We start from the raw sequence: 20,096 nt of genomic DNA, 5'->3' as shown, positions 1-20,096 counted from the left end.
ACCTATGTGAATAATAAATCAGTAGTGAATATATATTCAATCACTTATTAATACTTTGTTTTGTCGACGATAAAAGGTAGTCAGGATGGAAAGTGTTTTTTTACCCTGCTGGAATATTTATTCATACAAGAATTTACTTTCAAGAGGTGTTTTATGAATCCGTTTTCACTCTCCGTTAAGGAGTTAGAACAAAAAGCACGCGCCATCCGCCGCCGCATCATCGTCTTAAATGCGGAAAGCCCGGCAGGCGGCCACACCGGTGCAGATTTGTCACAAGTCGAACTTCTGACCGCCCTCTACTTTCGCATCCTTAACTGCTCTCCTGCGCTAGAAAAGAGCGACGAGCGCGATATTTATATTCAATCGAAGGGGCACGCTGTCGGCGGTTACTACTGCGTGTTGGCCGAGGCAGGCTTTATCCCCCTTGACTGGCTGGCAACCTATCAACACGCCGACTCGCATCTGCCTGGACATCCGGTGAAGCACAAGACGCCGGGTATTGAGCTCAATACCGGCGCATTGGGCCATGGTCTGCCCGTGGCGGTAGGCATTGCGCTGGCAGCGAAACGCGATAACAACCCGCGTCGCGTATTTGTCGTCACCGGCGATGGCGAACTGGCGGAGGGCAGCAACTGGGAGGCCGCGCTGGTCGCCGCCCACTACCAGCTGGATAACCTTATTATTATCAACGACAAAAATAATCTGCAGCTGGCCGGTGCGACCAAAGAGATCATGAATACCGACCCGCTGGATGAAAAATGGCGCGCTTTCGGCATGGAGGTCACACAGTGCAACGGCAACGATATGGCGGAGGTGGTCGCCACCCTTGAGCGCTTGCAGCCGAACGGGAAACCACACGTCGTGATTGCCAATACCACCAAAGGCGCAGGTATTTCATTTATTCAGGGAAGGCCCGAGTGGCATCACCGGGTACCGAAAGGAGAAGAAATTGAACTGGCGCTGGAGGAACTGAAAGATGAGTAATAGCGAACATCTCGCCACGGTGATGGTGAATGCCTTTATTGATGCCGTAGACCGCGGCGTGGATCTGGTGCCAGTAGTGGCTGACTCCACCTCAACGGCGAAAATTGCCCCATTTATCAAAAGATTCCCTGGCCGGCTGGTCAACGTCGGCATCGCCGAGCAGACGCTGGTTGGCGCTGCCGCCGGCCTGGCGCTGGGGGGTAAAGTGGCCGTGACCTGCAACGCGGCGCCATTCCTTATCTCACGTGCCAATGAGCAGATTAAGGTCGACGTTTGCTACAACAACACCAACGTCAAACTGTTCGGGCTGAACGCGGGCGCCAGCTACGGTCCGCTGGCCAGCACTCACCATAGCATTGACGATATCGCCGTTCTGCGCGGTTTTGGCAATATTGAAATTTACGCGCCGTCCAGTCCCGGCGAGTGCCGACAGATTATCGATTATGCCCTTGCCCACATCGGGCCAGTGTATATCCGCCTCGATGGTAAAGCGCTACCGGAACTGCATGACGAACATTACCGGTTTATTCCGGGCAACATTGATGTGCTGCGTTCGGGGCGTGATGTTGCGTTGGTTGCTATGGGCTCAACGGTACATGAAATAGTGGAAGCCGCCGCACAACTCGCTGCAGAAGGTATTGACGCCACCGTTATCAGTGTCCCATCTATTCGTCCTTGTGATACCCAGGCGCTACTAAAGGCAATACAGTCCTGTCCGGTCGCGATCACGGTGGAAGAACACAACGTCAACGGCGGCGTCGGGAGTCTGGTGGCGGAAGTGCTGGCCGAGGCCGGATGCGCTATCCCGTTGAAACGCTTAGGTATCCCTGACGGGCAATACGCCATTGCCGCCGATCGCGCCGCCACGCGCGCGCGCCATGAAATCGATGCCGCCGGGGTGACGAAGTACGCCCGCAAGCTGCACACAAAAAAAGCATCCTGAAAAATAACAAGAACATCTTACTGGAGAGAACGCAATGTCCCGTATTCCTCAACAACTCACCATGGGCGTCATTATTGGCAATCGGGGATTTTTCCCCAGCTATCTGGTCGCCGAAGCGCGCGAACAGGCGGTAGCCCTGTTTAGCCGCCTTGGGATTAACACCATTATGCTTGATCCATCCCAGACGGAACTGGGTGGCGTGGAAACCCGGCAGGATGCCAAAATTTGCGCCGAGCTGTTCCGCACCCACCGCGACAACATTCACGGTGTCGTGGTGCTGTTACCCAACTTTGGTGATGAAAAAGCCATCGCCGAGACGCTGCGCCTCTCCGGTCTCAACGTCCCGGTGCTTATTCAGGCCGAAGAGGATAATCTGGATAAAATGGGGTTGTCGACGCGCCGCGATAGCTTCTGCGGCAAAATTTCCCTTTGCAACAACCTGCGCCAGTACGGTATCCCGTTTACGCTGACCACCCAGCACGTTTGCGCACTTAGCGGCGAGGTGTTTGAGCAGGATCTCCGGCGCTTCACGCAGATATGTCGCGTGGTAAACAGTATGCGCGGTGTACGCGTTGGCGCGATTGGCGCCCGTCCTGCGGGCTTTAACACCGTGCGCTACAGCGAAAAACTGCTCGAACGTTTGGGCATCGCAGTGGAAACGTTAGATCTATCCGAGGTATTTACCCGGATTAAGTGCCTGCGTGATGACGATATTCGTGTGGATGAGAAGCGCCGCCTGCTGATCGATAATGCCGACGCCAGCGGTATTCCGGCAGATAAACTGATCACTATGGCAAAACTGTTTGTGGTCCTGAGCGAGTGGATTGTTGCCAACGATATCGACACCACCGCGATTCAGTGCTGGACCTCGCTACAGGAAAATCTGGGGATTAACGTCTGCTCCATCATGAGCGTGATGTCCGGACAACTGATGCCAAGCGCCTGTGAAGTCGATGTCATGGGCGCGCTCTCCATGTATGCACTCGCCAGCAGCAACCTGAGCCCCGCCTCGATCGCGGACTGGAATAATAACTTCGGCGACGATCGCGATAAATGTGTGCTGTTCCATTGCGGGAACTTTGCCTCGGCCAGTCTCGAGTCGCCGCACATGGGAACGGCCGATATTATCGGCACCACCGTCGGCAAAGAAAACACCTGCGGTGCCGTGCATGGTCGCATGAAAAGCGGCGCGCTGACCTATTTTCGCCTCAGCACTGACGACCTGACTGGCGAAATCAAGGCCTACGTCGGCGAAGGCCAATCGGTTGACGATCCCCTGGATACGGTAGGCTGTCGGGCGGTCATTCAGGTTCCCCACCTGGAAAATCTGCTGTCGTGGATCTGCCGTAACGGCTTTGAGCACCATGTCGCGATGAACCATTCTGCCAGTGCTTCAATTCTGCACGAGGCGTTTACGCGATACCTGGGCGTGTCGACCTATCTCCACCAGTAAGGCCGGAGGCCGCTATGTCGGTAAACAAGGATATTATTATTGCCCTCGATGAGGGCACGACCAATGCCAAAGCCGTTGCCTTCGATAGCCACGGGCGGGTAATCGCGCAATTTTCCCGCGCGCTTGAGATCGCTACGCCTCAGGAAGGATGGGTAGAACAGTCAGCGGAGCTTCTGCTTGCCGCGTCGCTGGAGGTGATTTCTCGCACAGTGGCCGCTGTTGGCGCGGAGCGTGTGGCGGCCCTGGCGATCAGCAACCAGCGCGAAACCGTCGTGGGCTGGTATCGGGAAACGGGCGAGGCCATAGCGCCCGCCCTGAGCTGGCAATGTTCACGTAGCGCCACATTTTGCCGCTCGCTGCGTGAACAAGGCCATGAGCCGCAGATCAAGGCGGTAACCGGTCTGCCAATCGCCCCGCTCTTTTCCGCCTCGAAAATGCGCTGGCTGTTGGACCACACGCCGGATGGCCTCAACCGGGCGAAAGATGGCGAGATTTGCCTCGGTACGGTGGATAGCTGGCTACTCTGGCACCTGACGCAAAGCCAGCAATTTTGTTGTGATTACGCGAACGCGTCTCGTACGCAGCTCATGAATCTGCAAACAGCGGACTGGGATACCGATATGCTCGCCCTGTTTGGCATTCCGCGTGCAGCACTCCCGGTGATAAAACCATCGAGCGGCCTTTTTGGTTACACCGCTGGTTTAGCCACCCTCCCTGATGGGATCCCGGTAATGGCGATGATTGGCGATTCACATGCCGCCCTTTTCGCCCACGGTCTGGGCGCCGCCGGTTGCGTTAAAGCTACTTACGGTACAGGAACCTCGGTGATGGCGCCCGTCGATTCGGTGGCGTGTCACGTCAGCAATCTCGCCACCACGGTGGCCTGGCACGACGGAGAAAAGCTGGTCTATGCACTGGAGGGGAATATTCCCCATACTGGCGATGCGGTGGCGTGGATGGCCGACAGTACGGGCTTGAGCGAACTCTCTCCCGTTGAGCTGGCCCAGGCGCTGAATGCTCTGCCTCGCTCGGTAGACTCCACCTTAGGCGTCTTTTTTGTACCTGCCCTCACCGGCATGGGGGCGCCCTGGTGGGACGAGAATGCCCGCGGACTGATCCATGGGTTAAGCCGGGGGGTGAAGCGTGCCCATCTCATTCGTGCCGCGCTCGAGTCTATTACCTACCAGATTGCCGATGTAATCACTGCGATGCGTGCCCATCATGGCTTTACGCTCAACACGCTGCTGGTGGATGGGGGCCCCACCAAAAACGACTGGTTAATGCAGTACCAGGCCGACCTGCTGGGTTGTCCGGTGATGCGCAGCGATGTGGCCGAGCTGTCAGCGACCGGTGCGGCACTGCTGGCGCGTAAAGCGTTGCACAAGCTGACGGTGGCAGAGCTTCAGCCCTTTTTGCCAGAACACATCACTTATGCGCCAGACCCGCTCCGGCATCATCGGCTTGTGCAGCGATGGCAGTCCTGGCAACACGCGGTGACGCTGGCAAGACGCTGAGCGCAACCCAGCCGGGCGATAACGTCTTCGTCCGGCTGCAATCCAACGCGCCATCCCCGCCGTTAACTCAGCGGATACTGTTGAAACGCCGGCAGCGCCTCCCCCTTCTGCGCCAGCGCGCGAATATGCGCAAACTCCGCTGCCGGCACCACCGCCGGGATCATCAACTGGATAAAGGACCAGACCACCGTGCTGGTGACCATCACCTGGTCCGGATGCGCGGCGACAGCGCGGTCTGCCAGCCGGGCGTCCCATTCCCGACAGGCGGCGAGCAGCTGGCCGGTCACCCGGGCTATCCACGGCTGATGCTGCTTCTCTTCCGGCCGCAGACGGTGCTCATAAACATGCTGGACCGCTTTTTCACTGGCGGCGAGGATCACCCCCAGCAGGTGCAGGTCGTGGGCCAGCGCCTCGGGATGAGCGGGAAGCAGCCGACGCCCGGCGGGGTTGGCCGTTTCGAAATAATGGAGGATCAGCGTGGAGTCCATCAGCTGCGTCCCGTTATCAAGAATCACCGTCGGTGCCTTGACCACCGGATTAATACGGGAGAATTCGTCAAAGCCGCTAAAAACCGATAGCGGCAGGCTCTCGAATTCCACGCCATAGAGCGCCAGAGAAACCGCCACGCGTCTTACATAAGGTGAATCCATCATACCAATGAGTTTCATCGTCACTCCTGCCTGCGATAAAGGGGTTGCTGGCTTACCTTACTGGAAAACCCGCCCCGCGAATATCAGGGGATGCTTACCGCAATGGTTAGGAAAACTAACAAACTGGCGCCACGGGGTAGTCCGCCGGTCTCCCCTGTGCTATACCGACTGAGACAGCCTGCATCCCCTCGACAGCCTGTTCACGGCGGCTATAAAACCCGCTAACCCGGTAGTAACGTTAACGTATCGACTCACTGACTGAGAGATCACCATGGCAGATTTTCCCCCTGTCGCCAGCCTGCGCAGCTTTGAGGCGGTGGCGCGCCTCGGCAGCGTGACGCAGGCCGCCCACGAAATGAGCGTGACCCATTCGGCGGTCAGCCAGCACATCAAACAGCTGGAAGCCCTGGTCGGCGTCTCACTGTTTGTCCGCCACGGCCGCGGGGTGCGCATTACGGAAGAGGGGCGGCTCTATGCCCTGCAAATCCGCGAGGCGTTACAGCACATCGCCGACGCCACGCGGATGGTGCAGATCAAACCCCGCACCATGGAACTGACCCTGGCGACCCTCCCCTCCTTTGGCTGCCACTGGCTGCTGCCGCGGCTGGCGCGCTTTCAGGCGCGACATCCGCAGATCGCGGTGCGCCTGCTGACCAGTCTGGCGGTAGTCAACCTGCAGCAGGAGGGTATCGATCTGGCCATTCGCATGGGGCAAGGCGACTGGGAGGGGATGGAAAGCCGGCATCTGTTTGCCGATGAACAGCTGGTGGTGGCCGCGCCGCACTATCGCGGCGGCGACCTGCCGACCACCCCGCAGGCGATCGCCGCCAGCGATATCGTTTTTTCCATGGAGTCGTGGCACGCCTGGTGCAGCCAGGCGGGGCTGGAAAAGACCATCGTCCCCGCGGGCCTGCGCCTGAACGACTCCAACCTGGTGCTGGAGGCGGTTCGCCTGGGGGCCGGCGTGGCGCTGGAGCGGCGCTCGCTGGTGGCGGGAGCCATAGCCCGCGGCGAGCTGGTGCAGCTCACCGCCGTCACCGTCCCCTACCCCTGGCACTACTGGCTGACCGTCTCCCCGCAGGCGGAGAACCGGCCGGAAATCGCCCGGTTCATCGCCTGGCTGGAAGAGGAGATCGCCCTCTGGCGCCAGCAGATCAGCGCTTAGCCTTCGGCCGACGGCGGCAGGCCAGCCCGGGCGGCGTGCTCCTGGGAGAGACGCCAGAAATCGTGCCCGGCGGGATACTGATAGAGGCGCAGGGAGAACTGCCCGGCCACCGCGGTAATGTACTCAAATATCGCCGACTGGGTGTTTTCGTAGTCTTTCCACAGCGTCGAGGAGGTGAAGCAGTAAATCTCCAGTGGGATACCCGACGGCGACGGTTTCAGCGTTCTCGCCACAATGTACATCTCCTTAATAATATCCGGCCGCTCGGCGAGATAGTGCATCAGGTAGTGGCGAAACAGAGTCAGGTTGGTCAGGCCGTTATCGACAAACCAGCGGTCCGCCACGCCGCCGGGATCCCGGCCGTCAAGCAACGTGGTCAAAGGCTCATTCACCCCGCGGATGGCCAGCATCGAGGAGAGCATCTCCTGGTCGAGAAAACGCACCGAGTGCTGATCGATGGCGATACTGCGCATGATCCGCCGCGCCCCGGAGGAGAACATCGCCTGCCAGTTGGTATAGGTCTCGGTGAGGAAATTCTTGGTGGGAATACGGGAGATGGTATTGTCCCAGTTGCGGATGGTAATGGTGTGCAGCGCGATATCCGTCACCTCGCCGCTGAGGTTCTTGTCAGGCATTTCAATCCAGTCCCCCAGCTGGAGCACGTCGTTGGACGACAGCTGAACGTTCGCCACCAGCGACAGCAGGGTATGCTGGAACACGATCATCAGTACCGCCGCCACCGCCCCCAAACTGGAGATAATAATAATCGGCGATTTATTCGACATCACGGCGAGGATCATAATCGCCGCCAGGATGTGAACTAAGATTTTGCCTATCTGGATATAGCCCTTAATGGAATGATTTTTACGTTTGGTTTTTCGCAGATAAGAGCTGTTGACAATATCCAGCATCTCGTTGAAAAACACCGACATAAAAATAAAAAACAAGATCCCGCAGACGGTATTAATCGCCGTCACCAGCGATGCCGGCATCGCCGGCATAAACTGCAGAACGTAATAGACGATAATAACCGGAATGAAATTGGACAGCTTTTCGGCGATGCGTCGATCCTTCTCCAGCGGCACGTCCTGTTTATGGCTACTAAAGAAGACCTTACGCACCACTTTAATCAGCAAGAACTTGCATAAAAGGTGGGCAAATATGCCGGAGAGCAGCAGCAGAATAAGGTTAAATCCCACCGCCAGCGCCGGATTACTCTCAATAAACGTCAGTAGATGATTCACATACGCCATGCTTTATCGCCTGAATAACTATGCCATTTCGCTAACTGCTTTATCACAAGGGCATATATTGGAAAAAGTTAATCAATCCGCATCATGGCATATCGCTTAGCGTAACGTCCATGCGCGCACCGCCGCTAATCATTCACGGGATATATGTCAAAGTTTGCATTAATCATTATCTACGCTCACTATAAAGAGGCTTGTTATCAGGACGGAATAAGTCCAGGAGGAAACATGTTTAAAACGCTTACCGCTATTATCGCCTTAGCCGCCTCCGCCAGCGTTATGGCGCAAGGCGACGTCACGCTGAACAGTCTGGCCCACGATAGCGCCACCCGGGCGTCGTTTAACCAGATGGTCAAAGGCCATCAGCTGCCCGCCTGGGTGACCACCGGCGGCACCGGTTCGCCGGCGCAGACGGTGAAGCTGGGCAGCGAATCCTGGCAGGTGTTAAGCGCCTGCAAACCCCACGACTGCGGCCACGAGCGTATCGCGGTGATCTGGTCGGAGAAAAGCAAACAGATGTCAGGTGTTTACTCGGTGGTCGATGAAAAAACCGACCAGGAGAAGCTGACCTGGCTTAACGTCAGCGACGCCCTGTCCATCGATGGCAAAACCGTGCTGTTTGCCGCCCTCAGCGGTAGCCTCGACAACCATCCGGACGCCTTTAACTACCAGTAACCGCCCGTCGCCCCCGTCAGCCTTTCGCCGACGGGGGCTCCCTGGCTAGCCATCCGGGAACATCACGCTGTTCCCCGGCGCTTCCCTGTGCAAATGGATAAAGTTCAGGTGCCGCTCGTACTGGTCGAGAATATCGGTGATCACCTGCTCTTTGCTGTAGTCCATCAGGTCGTTACCCTGGCTGCCCTCCAGCAGGAAGGTCTCCAGCCGGTAATAGGTGGATTTCCCGCTGCGCGCCCGGTAGGTAAAGCCCGGCACCGAGTACTGCTGCGGCCAGATCTTGTAGATAAAGTTCTGCTCGTCGCCCATGTGCACCAGCAGGTCGAGGTGGCCAAGGTTCTCACCCTCTTCCGGCGGCAGGCTCTTCAGTTCCACCGCGGCGCCGCGCAGCCGCAGCTCCTGGGCCACTTCCTCCATCGCCGGGTAGCACACCGTCTCCATCATCTGTTTGGTATAGCGCGTGCCCGGGTAATTCATCAGCCGCGACAGGCGCTTCTTCCAGCTCAGCCGGTCCTGCAGGCCCATCGGGCGCGGGGCGGTGTCGCGGCTGGCGCTGACCCGGCGGTAATCTTCCACTTTCAGGGATTTATACAGTCCGGCCATCACGAAGAAAATCACAAAGCTGAACGGCAGCCCCATGATCACCGTGGTGTTCTGCAGCGCCGAGATGCCGTTGGTCATCAGCATCCCGAGGGTTAGCAGGCCGATAGCTACCGACCAGAAGATGCGCAGCCAGTTCGGGGCGTCGCTGTTAATGTCCTTCAGCTTCGAGGTGAAATTCCCCAGCACCAGCGCGCCGGAGTCGGCGGAGGTGACGTAGAACAGCAGACCGGTAATGGTCGCCACCGAGGCGCTAAAGGTAAACGCCGGATACTGCGCCAGCAGGCTGTAGAAGCCGCGCTCCGGGTGGAGCATCGCCTCCTCGGCAAAGGCCGCGTCGCCGTGGATGATCTCATACAGCGCACTGTTGCCGAACACCGACAGCCACAGCAGGGTAAAGGTGAACGGAATGATCAGGGTGCCCATCACAAACTGGCGGATGGTGCGCCCGCGCGAAATGCGCGCCAGGAACAGGCCAACGAACGGCGACCAGGCCACCCACCACGCCCAGAAAAAGAGCGTCCAGTTGTTCATCCACTCTACCGGGCGGTCGAAGGCGAAGCTGTTCAACGTCATGCCCATAAAGCGGTTGACGTAGTCGCCGACGTTGAGCACTAACGCATTGAGCAGGAAGGAGGTATCGCCCATGAACAGCACGAACAGGATCAGCCCCAGCGCGAGGGCGACGTTCAGTTCAGAGAGCACGCGGATGCCCTTGTCCACCCCGGAGGTGACCGAGATGGTGGCGATGATCACCGACAGCGCAATCAGGGCCGCTTTCGCCGCCAGCGAGTCCGGAATATCGAACAGCACGCTCAGACCGTAGTTGAGCTGCACCACGCCAATGCCGAGGGTAGTGGCGATGCCGAAGATGGTGCCGATCACCGCCGCGATATCGACGCTGTGGCCGATGGGCCCATTGATCCGTTTGCCGAAAATCGGGTACAGCGCCGAGCGGATGGTCAGCGGCAAATTATAACGATAGCTAAAGTATCCCAGCGCCATGCCCATCAGGGCATACATCGACCAGCCGGTTAAGCCATAGTGAAACAGAGTCCAGACCATCGCCTGGCGCGCCGCCTCGATGGTCTGCCCCGCCCCTTCCGGCGGCTGCATATATTGCGTCACCGGCTCGGCCACGGAGAAGAACATCAGGTCGATGCCGATCCCGGCGGCGAACAGCATCGCCGCCCAGCTCAGCAGGCTGAACTCGGGCTTTGACTGCTCCGGCCCGAGCTTCACCGAGCCGAAGCGCGAGCAGGCAATGCAGACGACGAAGACGATATACAGCGTCGCCGCCAGCAGATAGTACCAGCCGAAGGTTTTCGACACCCAGTCCAGGGTGCGCCCAATCCACTCGGCAGAAAAATCGCGAAAAAAGATCGTCATCAGGGAAAACAACAAAATCAGTCCGGCCGAGGTATAAAAAACCACCGGATTGATTTTGTCCTTTTCTCTGTTTTGCGAAAGATCTGTCATCCAGTATCCCCACTGTTTTTGTAACTATTAAAATTCAATAACGTAACAATTAAGACACATTTTATATTGAACGTCCAATCAAAAACCGCTTTAATAGTTAACCAACGCTGATGAATGGAGTGGCAAAAATGCCCAAACTGGGGATGCAGCCAATCCGGCGCAGGCAACTGATCGACGCCACGCTGGACGCAATAAATGAAGTCGGAATGCATGATGCGACCATCGCGCAGATCGCCCGACGGGCGGGCGTATCGACGGGGATCATCAGTCACTATTTCAAAGACAAAAATGGTCTGCTGGAGGCGACCATGCGCGACATCACCAGCCAGCTACGCGACGCGGTGCTCAACCGTCTGCACGCTCTGCCGGACGGCAGCGCCGGAGAGCGCCTGCAGGCGATAGTCGGCGGCAACTTTGATGAGACGCAGATCAGCAGCGCGGCGATGAAGGCCTGGCTGGCCTTCTGGGCCAGCAGCATGCACCAGCCGATGCTCTACCGCCTGCAGCAGGTGAGCAGCCGCCGCCTGCTGTCGAACCTGGTGTACGAGTTCCGCCGCGAGCTGCCGCGCCAGCAGGCCCAGGAGGCCGGCTACGGGCTGGCGGCGCTGATAGACGGCCTGTGGCTACGGGCGGCGCTCAGCGGCAAACCGCTGGATAAGACGCTGGCGCAGTCGCTGACCAGCCACTTCATCAGCCAGCATTTACCGACCGAATAACCGAGGAGAATTTATGTCCCGAATGGCAGAACAGCAGCTTTATATCCATGGTGGTTATACATCCGCCACCAGCGGTCGCACCTTCGAGACCATTAACCCGGCCAACGGTGAAGTCCTGGCAAGCGTACAGGCTGCCGGACGCGAGGATGTCGACCGCGCCGTCGAGAGCGCGCGGCGTGGGCAAAAAATCTGGGCGGCGATGACCGCCATGGAACGCTCGCGCATCCTGCGTCGCGCCGTCGATATCCTGCGCGAACGGAACGACGAGCTGGCAAAGCTGGAAACCCTCGACACCGGTAAAGCGTATTCCGAAACCTCAACCGTGGATATCGTCACCGGCGCGGACGTGCTGGAGTATTACGCGGGGCTGATCCCGGCGCTGGAAGGCAGTCAGATCCCCCTGCGCGAGACGTCGTTCGTCTACACCCGCCGCGAACCGCTGGGTGTGGTGGCCGGGATTGGCGCATGGAACTACCCGATCCAGATCGCTCTGTGGAAATCCGCCCCGGCGCTGGCCGCCGGCAATGCGATGATCTTCAAGCCGAGCGAAGTGACCCCGCTCACCGCCCTGAAACTTGCCGAAATCTATACCGAAGCGGGTCTGCCGGACGGCGTGTTTAACGTCCTGCCGGGTGTGGGCGCGGAGACCGGCCAGTACCTGACCGAGCATCCGGGTATCGCTAAAGTCTCCTTTACCGGCGGCGTCGCCAGCGGCAAAAAGGTGATGGCCAACGCGGCGGGCTCGTCCCTGAAAGAGGTGACGATGGAGCTGGGCGGCAAATCGCCGCTGATTATTTTCGACGATGCGGATCTCGATCTCGCCGCCGACATCGCCATGATGGCCAACTTCTTCAGCTCCGGACAGGTGTGCACCAACGGCACCCGGGTGTTCGTCCCCGCGAAGGTTAAGGCGGCGTTTGAGCAGAAAATCGTTGAGCGCGTGGGCCGCATCCGTGCAGGCGATCTGTTCGATGAACGCACCAATTTTGGCCCGCTGGTCAGCTTCCCGCACCGTGACAATGTGCTGCGCTACATCGCCAAAGGCAAAGCAGAAGGCGCGAACCTGCTGTGCGGCGGCGACGTGCTGAAGGGCGAAGGCTTTGACAACGGCGCGTGGGTGGCCCCGACCGTGTTTACCGACTGCAGCGATGAGATGACCATCGTGCGCGAGGAGATCTTCGGCCCGGTGATGTCCATCCTCACCTATGACACCGATGAAGAAGCGATCCGCCGCGCCAACGATACCGACTACGGTCTGGCGGCGGGTATCGTCACGGCCGACCTGAACCGCGCCCACAGCGCCATTCATCAGCTCGAAGCGGGTATCTGCTGGATCAACACCTGGGGGGAATCCCCGGCGGAGATGCCGGTCGGCGGCTATAAGCACTCCGGCATTGGCCGCGAGAACGGCGTGATGACCCTGCAGAGTTACACCCAGGTGAAGTCCATCCAGGTTGAGATGGGTAAATTCCAGTCCATATTTTAACCGGGAGGTTTTTTTGCAATTTGACTACATCATTATTGGCGCCGGCTCCGCCGGCAACGTTCTGGCGACACGACTGACTGAAGATCCAAACACCACCGTCCTGCTGCTGGAAGCCGGCGGCCCGGACTACCGGTTCGATTTCCGCACCCAGATGCCCGCCGCGCTGGCTTATCCGCTGCAGGGCAAGCGCTACAACTGGGCCTACGAGACCGAACCTGAGCCGTACATGAACAATCGCCGCATGGAGTGCGGACGCGGCAAAGGGCTCGGCGGCTCGTCGCTGATCAACGGCATGTGCTACATACGCGGCAACGCCCTGGACCTCGATAACTGGGCCGCCGCGCCAGGGCTGGAACACTGGAGCTATCTCGACTGCCTGCCCTACTACCGGAAAGCGGAAACCCGTGATATCGGGCCCAACGACTACCACGGTGGCGATGGCCCGGTGAGCGTCACCACGCCGAAGCCGGGCAATAATCCGCTCTTCGAGGCGATGGTTGAAGCCGGGGTGCAGGCGGGTTATCCGCGCACCGACGATCTTAACGGTTACCAACAGGAAGGCTTTGGTCCGATGGACCGCACCGTGACGCCGCAGGGCCGTCGCGCCAGCACCGCCCGCGGCTATCTCGACCAGGCGCGCGGTCGCCCCAACCTGACCATCCGCACCCATGCGCTGACCGATCATATTATTTTTGCCGGCAAGCGCGCGGTGGGCGTCGAGTGGCTGGAGGGGGAAAGCACTATCCCGTCAAAAGCGACGGCCAACAAAGAGGTACTGCTGTGCGCCGGGGCGATTGCCTCGCCGCAGATCCTGCAGCGCTCCGGCGTCGGCAATCCCGAGCTGCTCAGGCAGTTCGATATCCCGGTGGTGCACGATCTGCCCGGCGTGGGTGAGAACCTGCAGGACCATCTGGAGATGTATCTACAATATGAATGCAAAGAGCCGGTGTCGCTCTACCCGGCGCTGCAGTGGTGGAACCAGCCGAAGATCGGCGCCGAGTGGCTGTTCGGCGGCACCGGGATCGGCGCCAGTAACCAGTTCGAAGCGGGCGGTTTTATCCGCAGCCGCGCCGAGTTCGCCTGGCCGAACATTCAGTACCACTTCCTGCCGGTGGCGATTAACTACAATGGCTCCAACGCGGTGAAAGAGCATGGCTTCCAGTGCCACGTCGGTTCGATGCGTTCTCCCAGCCGCGGCCACGTGCGCCTGAAGTCGCGCGACCCGCACGCCCACCCGGCGATCCTGTTTAACTATATGTCCCATGAGCAGGACTGGCAGGAGTTCCGCGACGCCATTCGCATTACCCGGGAGATCATGAACCAGCCGGCGCTGGATAAGTATCGCGGCCGCGAAATCAGCCCGGGTATTGACTGCCAGAGCGATGCCGAGCTGGATGAGTTTGTGCGCAACCACGCCGAGACCGCATTCCACCCATGCGGGACCTGTAAGATGGGTTACGACGAGATGGCGGTGGTCGACGGCGAAGGCCGGGTCCACGGTCTGGAAGGCGTGCGGGTGATCGATGCGTCGATTATGCCGCAGATCATCACCGGCAACCTGAACGCCACCACCATTATGATCGGCGAGAAGATGGCTGACGCTATTCGCGGCCGCCAGCCGCTTCCGCGCAGCACCGCGGCGTATTATGTCGCTGGCGACGCGCCGGTTCGCCGCTAACCGTTTAGGCCACGCTTGTCCTTTCCCGTGCGGAAAGGACACTCCTCACCTTTCCAGCATCCCTTAGCGCTCAAGGCACGGCTGAATAATGCTATCAACAGCAGCATTCACCTGTTTTGCACCGGATATCAGGGTGATACTTATCGCCCTCGCCCCAGCCACCTGATACATATCGATCTGGGCGACTCGTGTGCCATGCTGCGAAATATCAAAGAAGTTTGGCGCATTCTGCTCGGGGATGATGCGCTCAACCTCATAGCCATGCGGCTTCAGGGCGCTGCGTATGCAGTCATAGCGCCAGTGCAGCCCCAGCCGATCGGATACCGAATAAGTCTGATAGATGGTTTTGTCGCCGAAGGGGTGAATGACTCCGCAGGCCACCAGCAGAACGGCAATGACTATCAAGCCAAAAATTCTCATTATATTTCCATAACATAAAGACGCACCCGACATGAGCGCTGACGCTTTGCGCAGCGGAATTTACGCTGCCAGCACTAAAAATTCAACTTTTTGTTGATAATTAAACATTGTGCGTATAACTTAATCCTGTCAGCGTATCTCCCATGGTAAAATGGCGTTCCGGGGTCGCTTCCTGACCACGATTCCAGCAGAGGATCATCCATGACATCAGAGTACACACAGCAGGTTGCACAGATCGCCGGGCCGCTTGAAGCAGCCATGGACGCCATGGCGGGAACGTTATCAGCGAATCAGGAGGTGGTGTTGCATAATCTCACTACCCCTGAACATTCCATTATCAAAATTATTAACGGTCATGTTAGCGGCAGGGGTAATGGTGATCATTTATTAGCCGGCCCGGAAAAAGATACCGGTTTTGCGCTGCTTCTGCAGAAGACGAATAACAACAAGCCGAGAACCATAAGCGATTATAAAACCGTCACCGCTTCAGGGAAAACGCTCAATAGCGCATCGACAATTTATTACAGCGAAGAGGGATATCCGCTTATCGCCTTCTGTATTAATGTCGACCCCTCGCCTTTTGAGCAAATACGCAAGAGCCTTGACGCGCTGCTGCCATCGCCGGCGGAGGCCGCAGAGGCGGTCGATCTTAATTTAGGCGGATTGATCGATCAGTCAATCCAGGAAATCATTGATAAATATTCAGTGCCGGGTAAAAAAATACAAAAAGCGCAGCGTTTGAAAATTGTCGCTGAAATGCATACGAAAGGTATTTTTAAAATGCGCGGGGGCGTGCAGCAGGCGGCTCAGGCCCTGGGGGTAACACGATATACGGTTTATAATGACCTTGAGGTGATGAATGAAAAATAATTCACAGCAGCGCATTCGCTTTTATCAGGTCGATGCTTTCTCAAAAGGCCCCTTTACCGGCAATCCCGCCGCGGTTTGTTTGCTGGAGGCGTGGCCTGAAGATAGCGTGCTGCAGCGCATTGCGACGGAAAACAACCTGTCGGAAACGGCCTTTGTTGTCAGGCAGCCTGACGGTTTCGGATTGCGATGGTTTACCCCAGCCGTCGAGGTCGATCTCTGCGGTCATGCCACGCTGGCTGCGGCCAGCGTGCTGCTCAATCAACAAGCGCGCGAACGGGTGCGTTTTTTCACCCGCAGCGGCGCGCTGGACGTCACGTTGCATGATGGAAAATATACCCTGGATTTTCCGCTGGTTGTTCCGTCACCCATCGCCGCGCCGCAAGGATTGTTCAAGGCGCTGGGACTGGCTGAAGACGCAGGTGAAACCTGGCAAGCCTCCGATATTATTGTCGTCATTGATGACGAAGCGCTGTTGGACGCGCTTAAACCCGACTTTAACGCCTTGAATGCCTTCAACACCCGTGGCGTGGTGGTCACCTCCGCATCACGGACCTTCGATTTTCGTTCTCGCTGGTTCGGTCCGCAGGTGGGAGTCAACGAAGATCCGGTCACCGGTTCGGCACATACTTTTCTGGCGCCGCTGTGGAGTGAGAAACTGGCGAAAAAAACGCTTCATGCCCAGCAAGGTGGCAACCGTAAGGGAGAACTCTTCTGCCACATCAAAGATAACGGACGTGTTGAACTCTCAGGCGAAGCCTGTCTGGTTATTGAAGGTACCTTTATTTTGTAAACCGACGAATCTATAGCTTATTTGCAAAATTATATTAGCTTAATGGCGAATTGTGATTCTCATCATCTTAAATAGGCCTCATTAATATTTTGGTGAGAATCATTTAATAACGTCATCCGGGGTTTGCCGTTTCCAGCCCCGGAGCATTGATAATAACAGGCATTTCTTATCCGTTACGTGCGAAAAGATAATAAGCGTGCTGCCTGCGCAACAGAGTCTGCGGCAGGCATAGCCAGCTTCAGCCATAAAAATGAGATTTTTAATGTTGTGTTAGCCAAAAATGCCTGAACGGGTCTTTGAATGGTTATCACTGGAATCGTTACTTTAACTCTGGGTATTAAATAACAACTAGCAAGTCGTTCATCCCGACAATATTGCCGAGAACTCACCTCTGCCGGTGTCGGAATCGGGAGCACTGACAGGGCTAACAGAGAGAATATTATGTTAACAAAACCAGATGATGAATCTAAGAAAAAGGCCACGCCCCTTGAGCGTCGTATTGTGGTTATTACGTTAGTCGCCATGTTAATACTTTATTCGGTGTTAATTATGACCCACTTTCGATAACTGGTTAGTCTGTCATATTCTGCGGCCCACCGTGGCTTTCTTACAACAGGTAGCACAATGAAAAAGTTCGTTGCAGTATTCGGTTTGGCATTATTAACGTTCACCGTTGCGGGGTGTTCCAGCGATTATGTATTAGAGAAAAAAAATGGTGAGATGATTATCACCCACGGAAAACCGGAGGTCGATGACGATACTGGGTTAATCACCTATGAGGATATCGCGGGAAATGAACATGCCATTAACCGGGATCAAATTATTCAGATGATCGAGAAATAGCCTTTGTATGGGCAGAGCTGGCGTGATGCGCTCTGCCCATTCACTTTGCAGAGTTAGCGAAACGCCTCCAGGCGTTTGATCTGCTGCCCGTCGGCAGTAAAGTTTTCCGCCGCCAGCCACGCCCGCAGCGCCGCATCGCGCGCAGGCCACTCGCCGTCGATGATGGACAGCATATCGCTGTCGCGCGTCCGCCCTTTACGCACCAGCCTCTGCCGCAGGCGTCCTTCCCAGCTAAAGCCCAGCCGTTCGGCGGCGCGGCGCGAGGCGACATTCATCGAATCGCATTTCCACTCCAGCCGACGATAGCCATGGTCAAAGCCGTTCTTCAGCAGCAGCCAGACCGCTTCGGTACCCAGCGGGGTGTTTTTCATCCGTCGCGACCAGGTGACATGGCCGATCTCAACCGTGCCCATTTCCCGTTCGATCGCCATATAGCTGACGATGCCCACCGCCTGCTCGCTATGGAGGTCAATCACCGCATACGGTACCAGGGCATCATCATTCACCTTGCCCGCGATCCAGTGGGCGGTCGCTGCCACGCTCTCCGGCCGCGTAGACGCCAGCCACGTCCAGTCGCTGTTGTCACCGAGCGCATAGGCGGCAAACAGATCCGCCGCATGACGGTCAACGTCCAGCGGCTCCAGTCGACAAAAACGGCCATTTAACGCCGTCCGTCGCAGGACTCGCGCCCCCTGCCAGCCTGGGACAAGGTCGTTCACCTGCTGGCCAAACTCATTGATTTCCGGCACACCCACCTCCTCGCAATAGACAATGCGTTATAGCAAGAAGCCCGCAGCGGAGAAAGGCGCTTCTGCGCGACCGGCAATAACCTGTCGTTCTTGATTATGCGTTTTTAGCATAAGAATATCCTTATTTTGACTTTACGCCTTTTGGCAAGCGGCCTAACGTAGCGAGGCATAAAAAATTAAAATAACCATTTTTCAGGGATTGCACATGACCAAAAAACTGTTGCCTTTACTGGTACTGACGGCGCTCTCCACCGCCGCGCATGCCGCCACGCCGCCCAACACGCTGGTGGTCGCCCAGGGTCTCGACGATATCGTCAGCCTCGACCCGGCGGAAGCAAACGAACTCTCCAGCATTCAGACGGTCCCCAGCCTCTACCAGCGTCTGGTGCAGCCGGACCGCAACAACCCTGAAAAAATCGTACCGATTCTCGCCGAAAGCTGGCAGGCCGATCCGGCGGCGAAAACCCTGACCATTAAACTGAAGCCGGATGCCAAATTCGCCTCCGGTAATCCGCTGCGCCCGGAAGATGTGATTTTCTCATACACCCGCGCGGTGACGCTGAATAAATCGCCAGCGTTTATTCTTAACGTGCTCGGCTGGCAGCCGGACAACATCGCCAGCCAGCTGAAAAAAGTTGACGATCATACCCTGACGCTGCACTGGACCGCCGACGTCAGCCCGGCGGTGGCGCTGAATATTCTCTCCACCCCCATCGCCTCCATCGTTGATGAAAAACAGGTGGCGCCGAACGCGAAAAATAACGACTTCGGCAACGACTGGCTGAAGATGCACTCGGCGGGCAGCGGGGCCTATAAAATGCGCGTCTACCAGCCGCATCAGGCCATCGTGCTGGAGGCCAACGCCAGCTCCCCCACCGGCGCGCCAAAGATCAAAAGCATTATTATTAAAAACGTCCCCGACCCGGCTTCCCGCCGCCTGCTGATCCAGCAGGGGGATGCCGACGTGGCCCGCGACCTCGGCGCTGACCAGATAGCCGCCCTGCAGGATAAACCCGGCGTGAAGGTGCTGAGCATCCCGTCCGCCGAGCAAAACTACCTGGTGTTTAATACCGACAACAGCGCCAACCCGCTGCTGAATAATCCGGCCTTCTGGGAGGCGGCGCGCTGGCTGGTCGATTATGAAGGCATCACCAAAAATCTGCTGAAAGGACAGTACTTTATTCATCAAAGCTTCCTGCCGGCCGGACTGCCGGGGGCGCTGGAGACCAATCCATTCACCTTCAACCCGCAAAAAGCTAAGGCTATCCTCGATAAAGCGGGCATTAAGGATGCCCACTTCACCCTCGACGTGGAGAACAAACCGCCGTTTATCACCATCGCCCAGTCGCTGCAGGCCAGCTTTGCCCAGGGCGGGGTGAAGGTGGATCTGCTGCCGGCCGCCGGCAGCCAGGTCTATGCCCGGGTGCGCGCGAAGCAGCATCAGGCGGCGATCCGCCTGTGGATCCCGGACTACTTTGATGCCCATTCCAACGCCAGCGCCTTTGCATGGAACGATGGTAAATCCAGCACCGTGGCCGGGCTCAACGGCTGGCAGATCCCTGAGCTGAATAAAGCCACCCTCGCCGCGGTGGCGGAGCCGGACCCGGCGAAACGCCTCGACCTGTACAAAACGATGCAGGAAACCCTGCTGCAGCATTCGCCATACATCTTTATTGACCAGGGGAAAACCCAGATCGTGGTGCGCGACAACGTGAAGGGCTATCAGCAGGGGCTGAACGCCGATATGGTCTGGTACGATAACGTCACCAAGTAAGCGGGTTATGTCACCGGGCATGGCGGCCTCGCCCTGCCCGGATGACCGTTTCGCCAC

18 protein-coding genes are annotated in these 20,096 nt (G+C 57.6%); 13 read left to right on the top strand and 5 right to left on the bottom strand.

All coding sequences use genetic code 11. The features are described 5' to 3' along the window. Positions 1 to 153 precede the first annotated feature (153 nt). From ACQUTP_RS09990 to ACQUTP_RS09975, 4 genes are read left to right on the top strand one after another with little or no spacing between them, the layout of a single operon-like run. Entirely contained in the window at positions 154 to 984 is an 831-nt protein-coding gene (locus ACQUTP_RS09990) for a transketolase (RefSeq protein ID WP_004885699.1), read from the top strand. Next, a complete protein-coding gene (locus ACQUTP_RS09985) occupies positions 977 to 1,927 on the top strand; it encodes a transketolase family protein (RefSeq protein ID WP_049116388.1) in 951 nt (316 codons plus the stop codon). The genes ACQUTP_RS09990 and ACQUTP_RS09985 overlap by 8 nt, the downstream gene beginning before the upstream one ends. Before the next feature lie 34 nt (positions 1,928 to 1,961). Next, positions 1,962 to 3,380 (top strand): L-fucose/L-arabinose isomerase family protein, encoded by a 1,419-nt coding sequence (locus ACQUTP_RS09980; RefSeq protein ID WP_004885694.1) that lies wholly within the window; start codon positions 1,962 to 1,964, stop codon positions 3,378 to 3,380. Positions 3,381 to 3,394: 14 nt separating this feature from the next. Further along, the gene (locus ACQUTP_RS09975; RefSeq protein ID WP_062914500.1) at positions 3,395 to 4,894 is read left to right on the top strand and encodes an FGGY family carbohydrate kinase; all 1,500 of its coding nucleotides are present in this window, start codon (positions 3,395 to 3,397) and stop codon (positions 4,892 to 4,894) included. 62 nt (positions 4,895 to 4,956) lie between these two features. Here the strand turns inward: ACQUTP_RS09975 and ACQUTP_RS09970 are convergent, their stop codons facing one another. After that, entirely contained in the window at positions 4,957 to 5,562 is a 606-nt protein-coding gene (locus tag ACQUTP_RS09970) for a glutathione S-transferase family protein (protein ID WP_004885688.1), read from the bottom strand. Positions 5,563 to 5,815: 253 nt separating this feature from the next. On the opposite strand from ACQUTP_RS09970, the gene ACQUTP_RS09965 reads away from it, so the two are divergent. Next, entirely contained in the window at positions 5,816 to 6,709 is an 894-nt protein-coding gene (locus ACQUTP_RS09965) for a LysR substrate-binding domain-containing protein (RefSeq protein WP_004885684.1), read from the top strand. On the opposite strand, the gene ACQUTP_RS09960 is transcribed toward ACQUTP_RS09965, so the two are convergent. Next, positions 6,706 to 7,962: a mechanosensitive ion channel family protein gene (locus ACQUTP_RS09960; protein ID WP_057213890.1), complete on the bottom strand. Its 1,257-nt coding sequence runs from the start codon at positions 7,960 to 7,962 to the stop codon at positions 6,706 to 6,708. The two genes, ACQUTP_RS09965 and ACQUTP_RS09960, sit on opposite strands and share 4 nt — an antisense overlap. Before the next feature lie 225 nt (positions 7,963 to 8,187). Here ACQUTP_RS09960 and ivy point away from each other — a divergent pair, with 225 nt between their 5' ends. Then, on the top strand, positions 8,188 to 8,634 hold the full coding sequence (gene ivy, locus ACQUTP_RS09955; RefSeq protein WP_017899040.1) for an Ivy family C-type lysozyme inhibitor: 447 nt from the start codon (positions 8,188 to 8,190) through the stop codon (positions 8,632 to 8,634). A gap of 45 nt (positions 8,635 to 8,679) precedes the next feature. Here ivy and betT read toward each other — a convergent pair whose 3' ends face one another. Next, on the bottom strand, positions 8,680 to 10,713 hold the full coding sequence (gene betT / locus ACQUTP_RS09950; protein WP_032753851.1) for a choline BCCT transporter BetT: 2,034 nt from the start codon (positions 10,711 to 10,713) through the stop codon (positions 8,680 to 8,682). A gap of 128 nt (positions 10,714 to 10,841) precedes the next feature. On the opposite strand from betT, the gene betI reads away from it, so the two are divergent. From betI to betA, 3 genes are read left to right on the top strand one after another with little or no spacing between them, the layout of a single operon-like run. Then, positions 10,842 to 11,429, top strand: coding sequence for a transcriptional regulator BetI (gene betI / locus ACQUTP_RS09945; RefSeq protein ID WP_017899038.1), 588 nt, complete (start codon positions 10,842 to 10,844; stop codon positions 11,427 to 11,429). A 13-nt stretch (positions 11,430 to 11,442) separates the two neighbouring features. Beyond that, positions 11,443 to 12,915: a betaine-aldehyde dehydrogenase gene (gene betB, locus ACQUTP_RS09940; protein ID WP_004885669.1), complete on the top strand. Its 1,473-nt coding sequence runs from the start codon at positions 11,443 to 11,445 to the stop codon at positions 12,913 to 12,915. 13 nt (positions 12,916 to 12,928) lie between these two features. Continuing rightward, the gene (gene betA / locus ACQUTP_RS09935; RefSeq protein WP_017899036.1) at positions 12,929 to 14,593 is read left to right on the top strand and encodes a choline dehydrogenase; all 1,665 of its coding nucleotides are present in this window, start codon (positions 12,929 to 12,931) and stop codon (positions 14,591 to 14,593) included. Positions 14,594 to 14,656: 63 nt separating this feature from the next. On the opposite strand, the gene ACQUTP_RS09930 is transcribed toward betA, so the two are convergent. After that, positions 14,657 to 15,013, bottom strand: coding sequence for a hypothetical protein (locus tag ACQUTP_RS09930; protein WP_049004475.1), 357 nt, complete (start codon positions 15,011 to 15,013; stop codon positions 14,657 to 14,659). A gap of 201 nt (positions 15,014 to 15,214) precedes the next feature. Between ACQUTP_RS09930 and ACQUTP_RS09925 the strand changes: the two genes are divergently transcribed. The 3 genes from ACQUTP_RS09925 (at position 15,215) to ACQUTP_RS09915 (ending at position 17,516) form a co-directional block, all read left to right on the top strand. Beyond that, a complete protein-coding gene (locus tag ACQUTP_RS09925; RefSeq protein ID WP_004885662.1) occupies positions 15,215 to 15,883 on the top strand; it encodes a helix-turn-helix transcriptional regulator in 669 nt (222 codons plus the stop codon). After that, on the top strand, positions 15,873 to 16,673 hold the full coding sequence (locus tag ACQUTP_RS09920; protein WP_080935923.1) for a PhzF family phenazine biosynthesis protein: 801 nt from the start codon (positions 15,873 to 15,875) through the stop codon (positions 16,671 to 16,673). Before ACQUTP_RS09925 ends, ACQUTP_RS09920 begins: the two co-directional genes overlap by 11 nt. Positions 16,674 to 17,297: 624 nt before the next feature. After that, a complete protein-coding gene (locus ACQUTP_RS09915; protein WP_004885657.1) occupies positions 17,298 to 17,516 on the top strand; it encodes a YgdI/YgdR family lipoprotein in 219 nt (72 codons plus the stop codon). 53 nt (positions 17,517 to 17,569) lie between these two features. On the opposite strand, the gene ACQUTP_RS09910 is transcribed toward ACQUTP_RS09915, so the two are convergent. Beyond that, on the bottom strand, positions 17,570 to 18,265 hold the full coding sequence (locus tag ACQUTP_RS09910) for a GNAT family N-acetyltransferase (protein ID WP_017899033.1): 696 nt from the start codon (positions 18,263 to 18,265) through the stop codon (positions 17,570 to 17,572). A gap of 205 nt (positions 18,266 to 18,470) precedes the next feature. On the opposite strand from ACQUTP_RS09910, the gene ACQUTP_RS09905 reads away from it, so the two are divergent. Then, a complete protein-coding gene (locus tag ACQUTP_RS09905; RefSeq protein WP_080935924.1) occupies positions 18,471 to 20,039 on the top strand; it encodes an ABC transporter substrate-binding protein in 1,569 nt (522 codons plus the stop codon). Positions 20,040 to 20,096: the final 57 nt, after the last annotated feature.

The sequence above is a fragment of the Klebsiella sp. 2-CIP_Kleb. genome, from assembly GCF_050378715.1.
GTDB lineage: Bacteria > Pseudomonadota > Gammaproteobacteria > Enterobacterales > Enterobacteriaceae > Klebsiella > Klebsiella quasipneumoniae.
This window is presented reverse-complemented; position numbering and strand designations above follow the sequence as displayed.

Bases quoted from the DNA above. Each gene is read 5' to 3' on its own strand.
- ACQUTP_RS09990 (WP_004885699.1), top strand. From the start codon at position 154: ATGAATCCGTTTTCACTCTCCGTTAAGGAGTTAGAACAAAAAGCACGC.
- ACQUTP_RS09925 (WP_004885662.1), top strand. From the start codon at position 15,215: ATGACATCAGAGTACACACAGCAGGTTGCACAGATCGCCGGGCCGCTT.
- ivy (WP_017899040.1), top strand. From the start codon at position 8,188: ATGTTTAAAACGCTTACCGCTATTATCGCCTTAGCCGCCTCCGCCAGC.
- ACQUTP_RS09915 (WP_004885657.1), top strand. From the start codon at position 17,298: ATGAAAAAGTTCGTTGCAGTATTCGGTTTGGCATTATTAACGTTCACC.
- ACQUTP_RS09930 (WP_049004475.1), bottom strand. From the start codon at position 15,013: ATGAGAATTTTTGGCTTGATAGTCATTGCCGTTCTGCTGGTGGCCTGC.
- ACQUTP_RS09905 (WP_080935924.1), top strand. From the start codon at position 18,471: ATGACCAAAAAACTGTTGCCTTTACTGGTACTGACGGCGCTCTCCACC.
- ACQUTP_RS09970 (WP_004885688.1), bottom strand. From the start codon at position 5,562: ATGAAACTCATTGGTATGATGGATTCACCTTATGTAAGACGCGTGGCG.
- betI (WP_017899038.1), top strand. From the start codon at position 10,842: ATGCCCAAACTGGGGATGCAGCCAATCCGGCGCAGGCAACTGATCGAC.
- ACQUTP_RS09985 (WP_049116388.1), top strand. From the start codon at position 977: ATGAGTAATAGCGAACATCTCGCCACGGTGATGGTGAATGCCTTTATT.
- ACQUTP_RS09980 (WP_004885694.1), top strand. From the start codon at position 1,962: ATGTCCCGTATTCCTCAACAACTCACCATGGGCGTCATTATTGGCAAT.
- betB (WP_004885669.1), top strand. From the start codon at position 11,443: ATGTCCCGAATGGCAGAACAGCAGCTTTATATCCATGGTGGTTATACA.
- betT (WP_032753851.1), bottom strand. From the start codon at position 10,713: ATGACAGATCTTTCGCAAAACAGAGAAAAGGACAAAATCAATCCGGTG.
- ACQUTP_RS09975 (WP_062914500.1), top strand. From the start codon at position 3,395: ATGTCGGTAAACAAGGATATTATTATTGCCCTCGATGAGGGCACGACC.
- ACQUTP_RS09960 (WP_057213890.1), bottom strand. From the start codon at position 7,962: ATGGCGTATGTGAATCATCTACTGACGTTTATTGAGAGTAATCCGGCG.
- ACQUTP_RS09920 (WP_080935923.1), top strand. From the start codon at position 15,873: ATGAAAAATAATTCACAGCAGCGCATTCGCTTTTATCAGGTCGATGCT.
- ACQUTP_RS09965 (WP_004885684.1), top strand. From the start codon at position 5,816: ATGGCAGATTTTCCCCCTGTCGCCAGCCTGCGCAGCTTTGAGGCGGTG.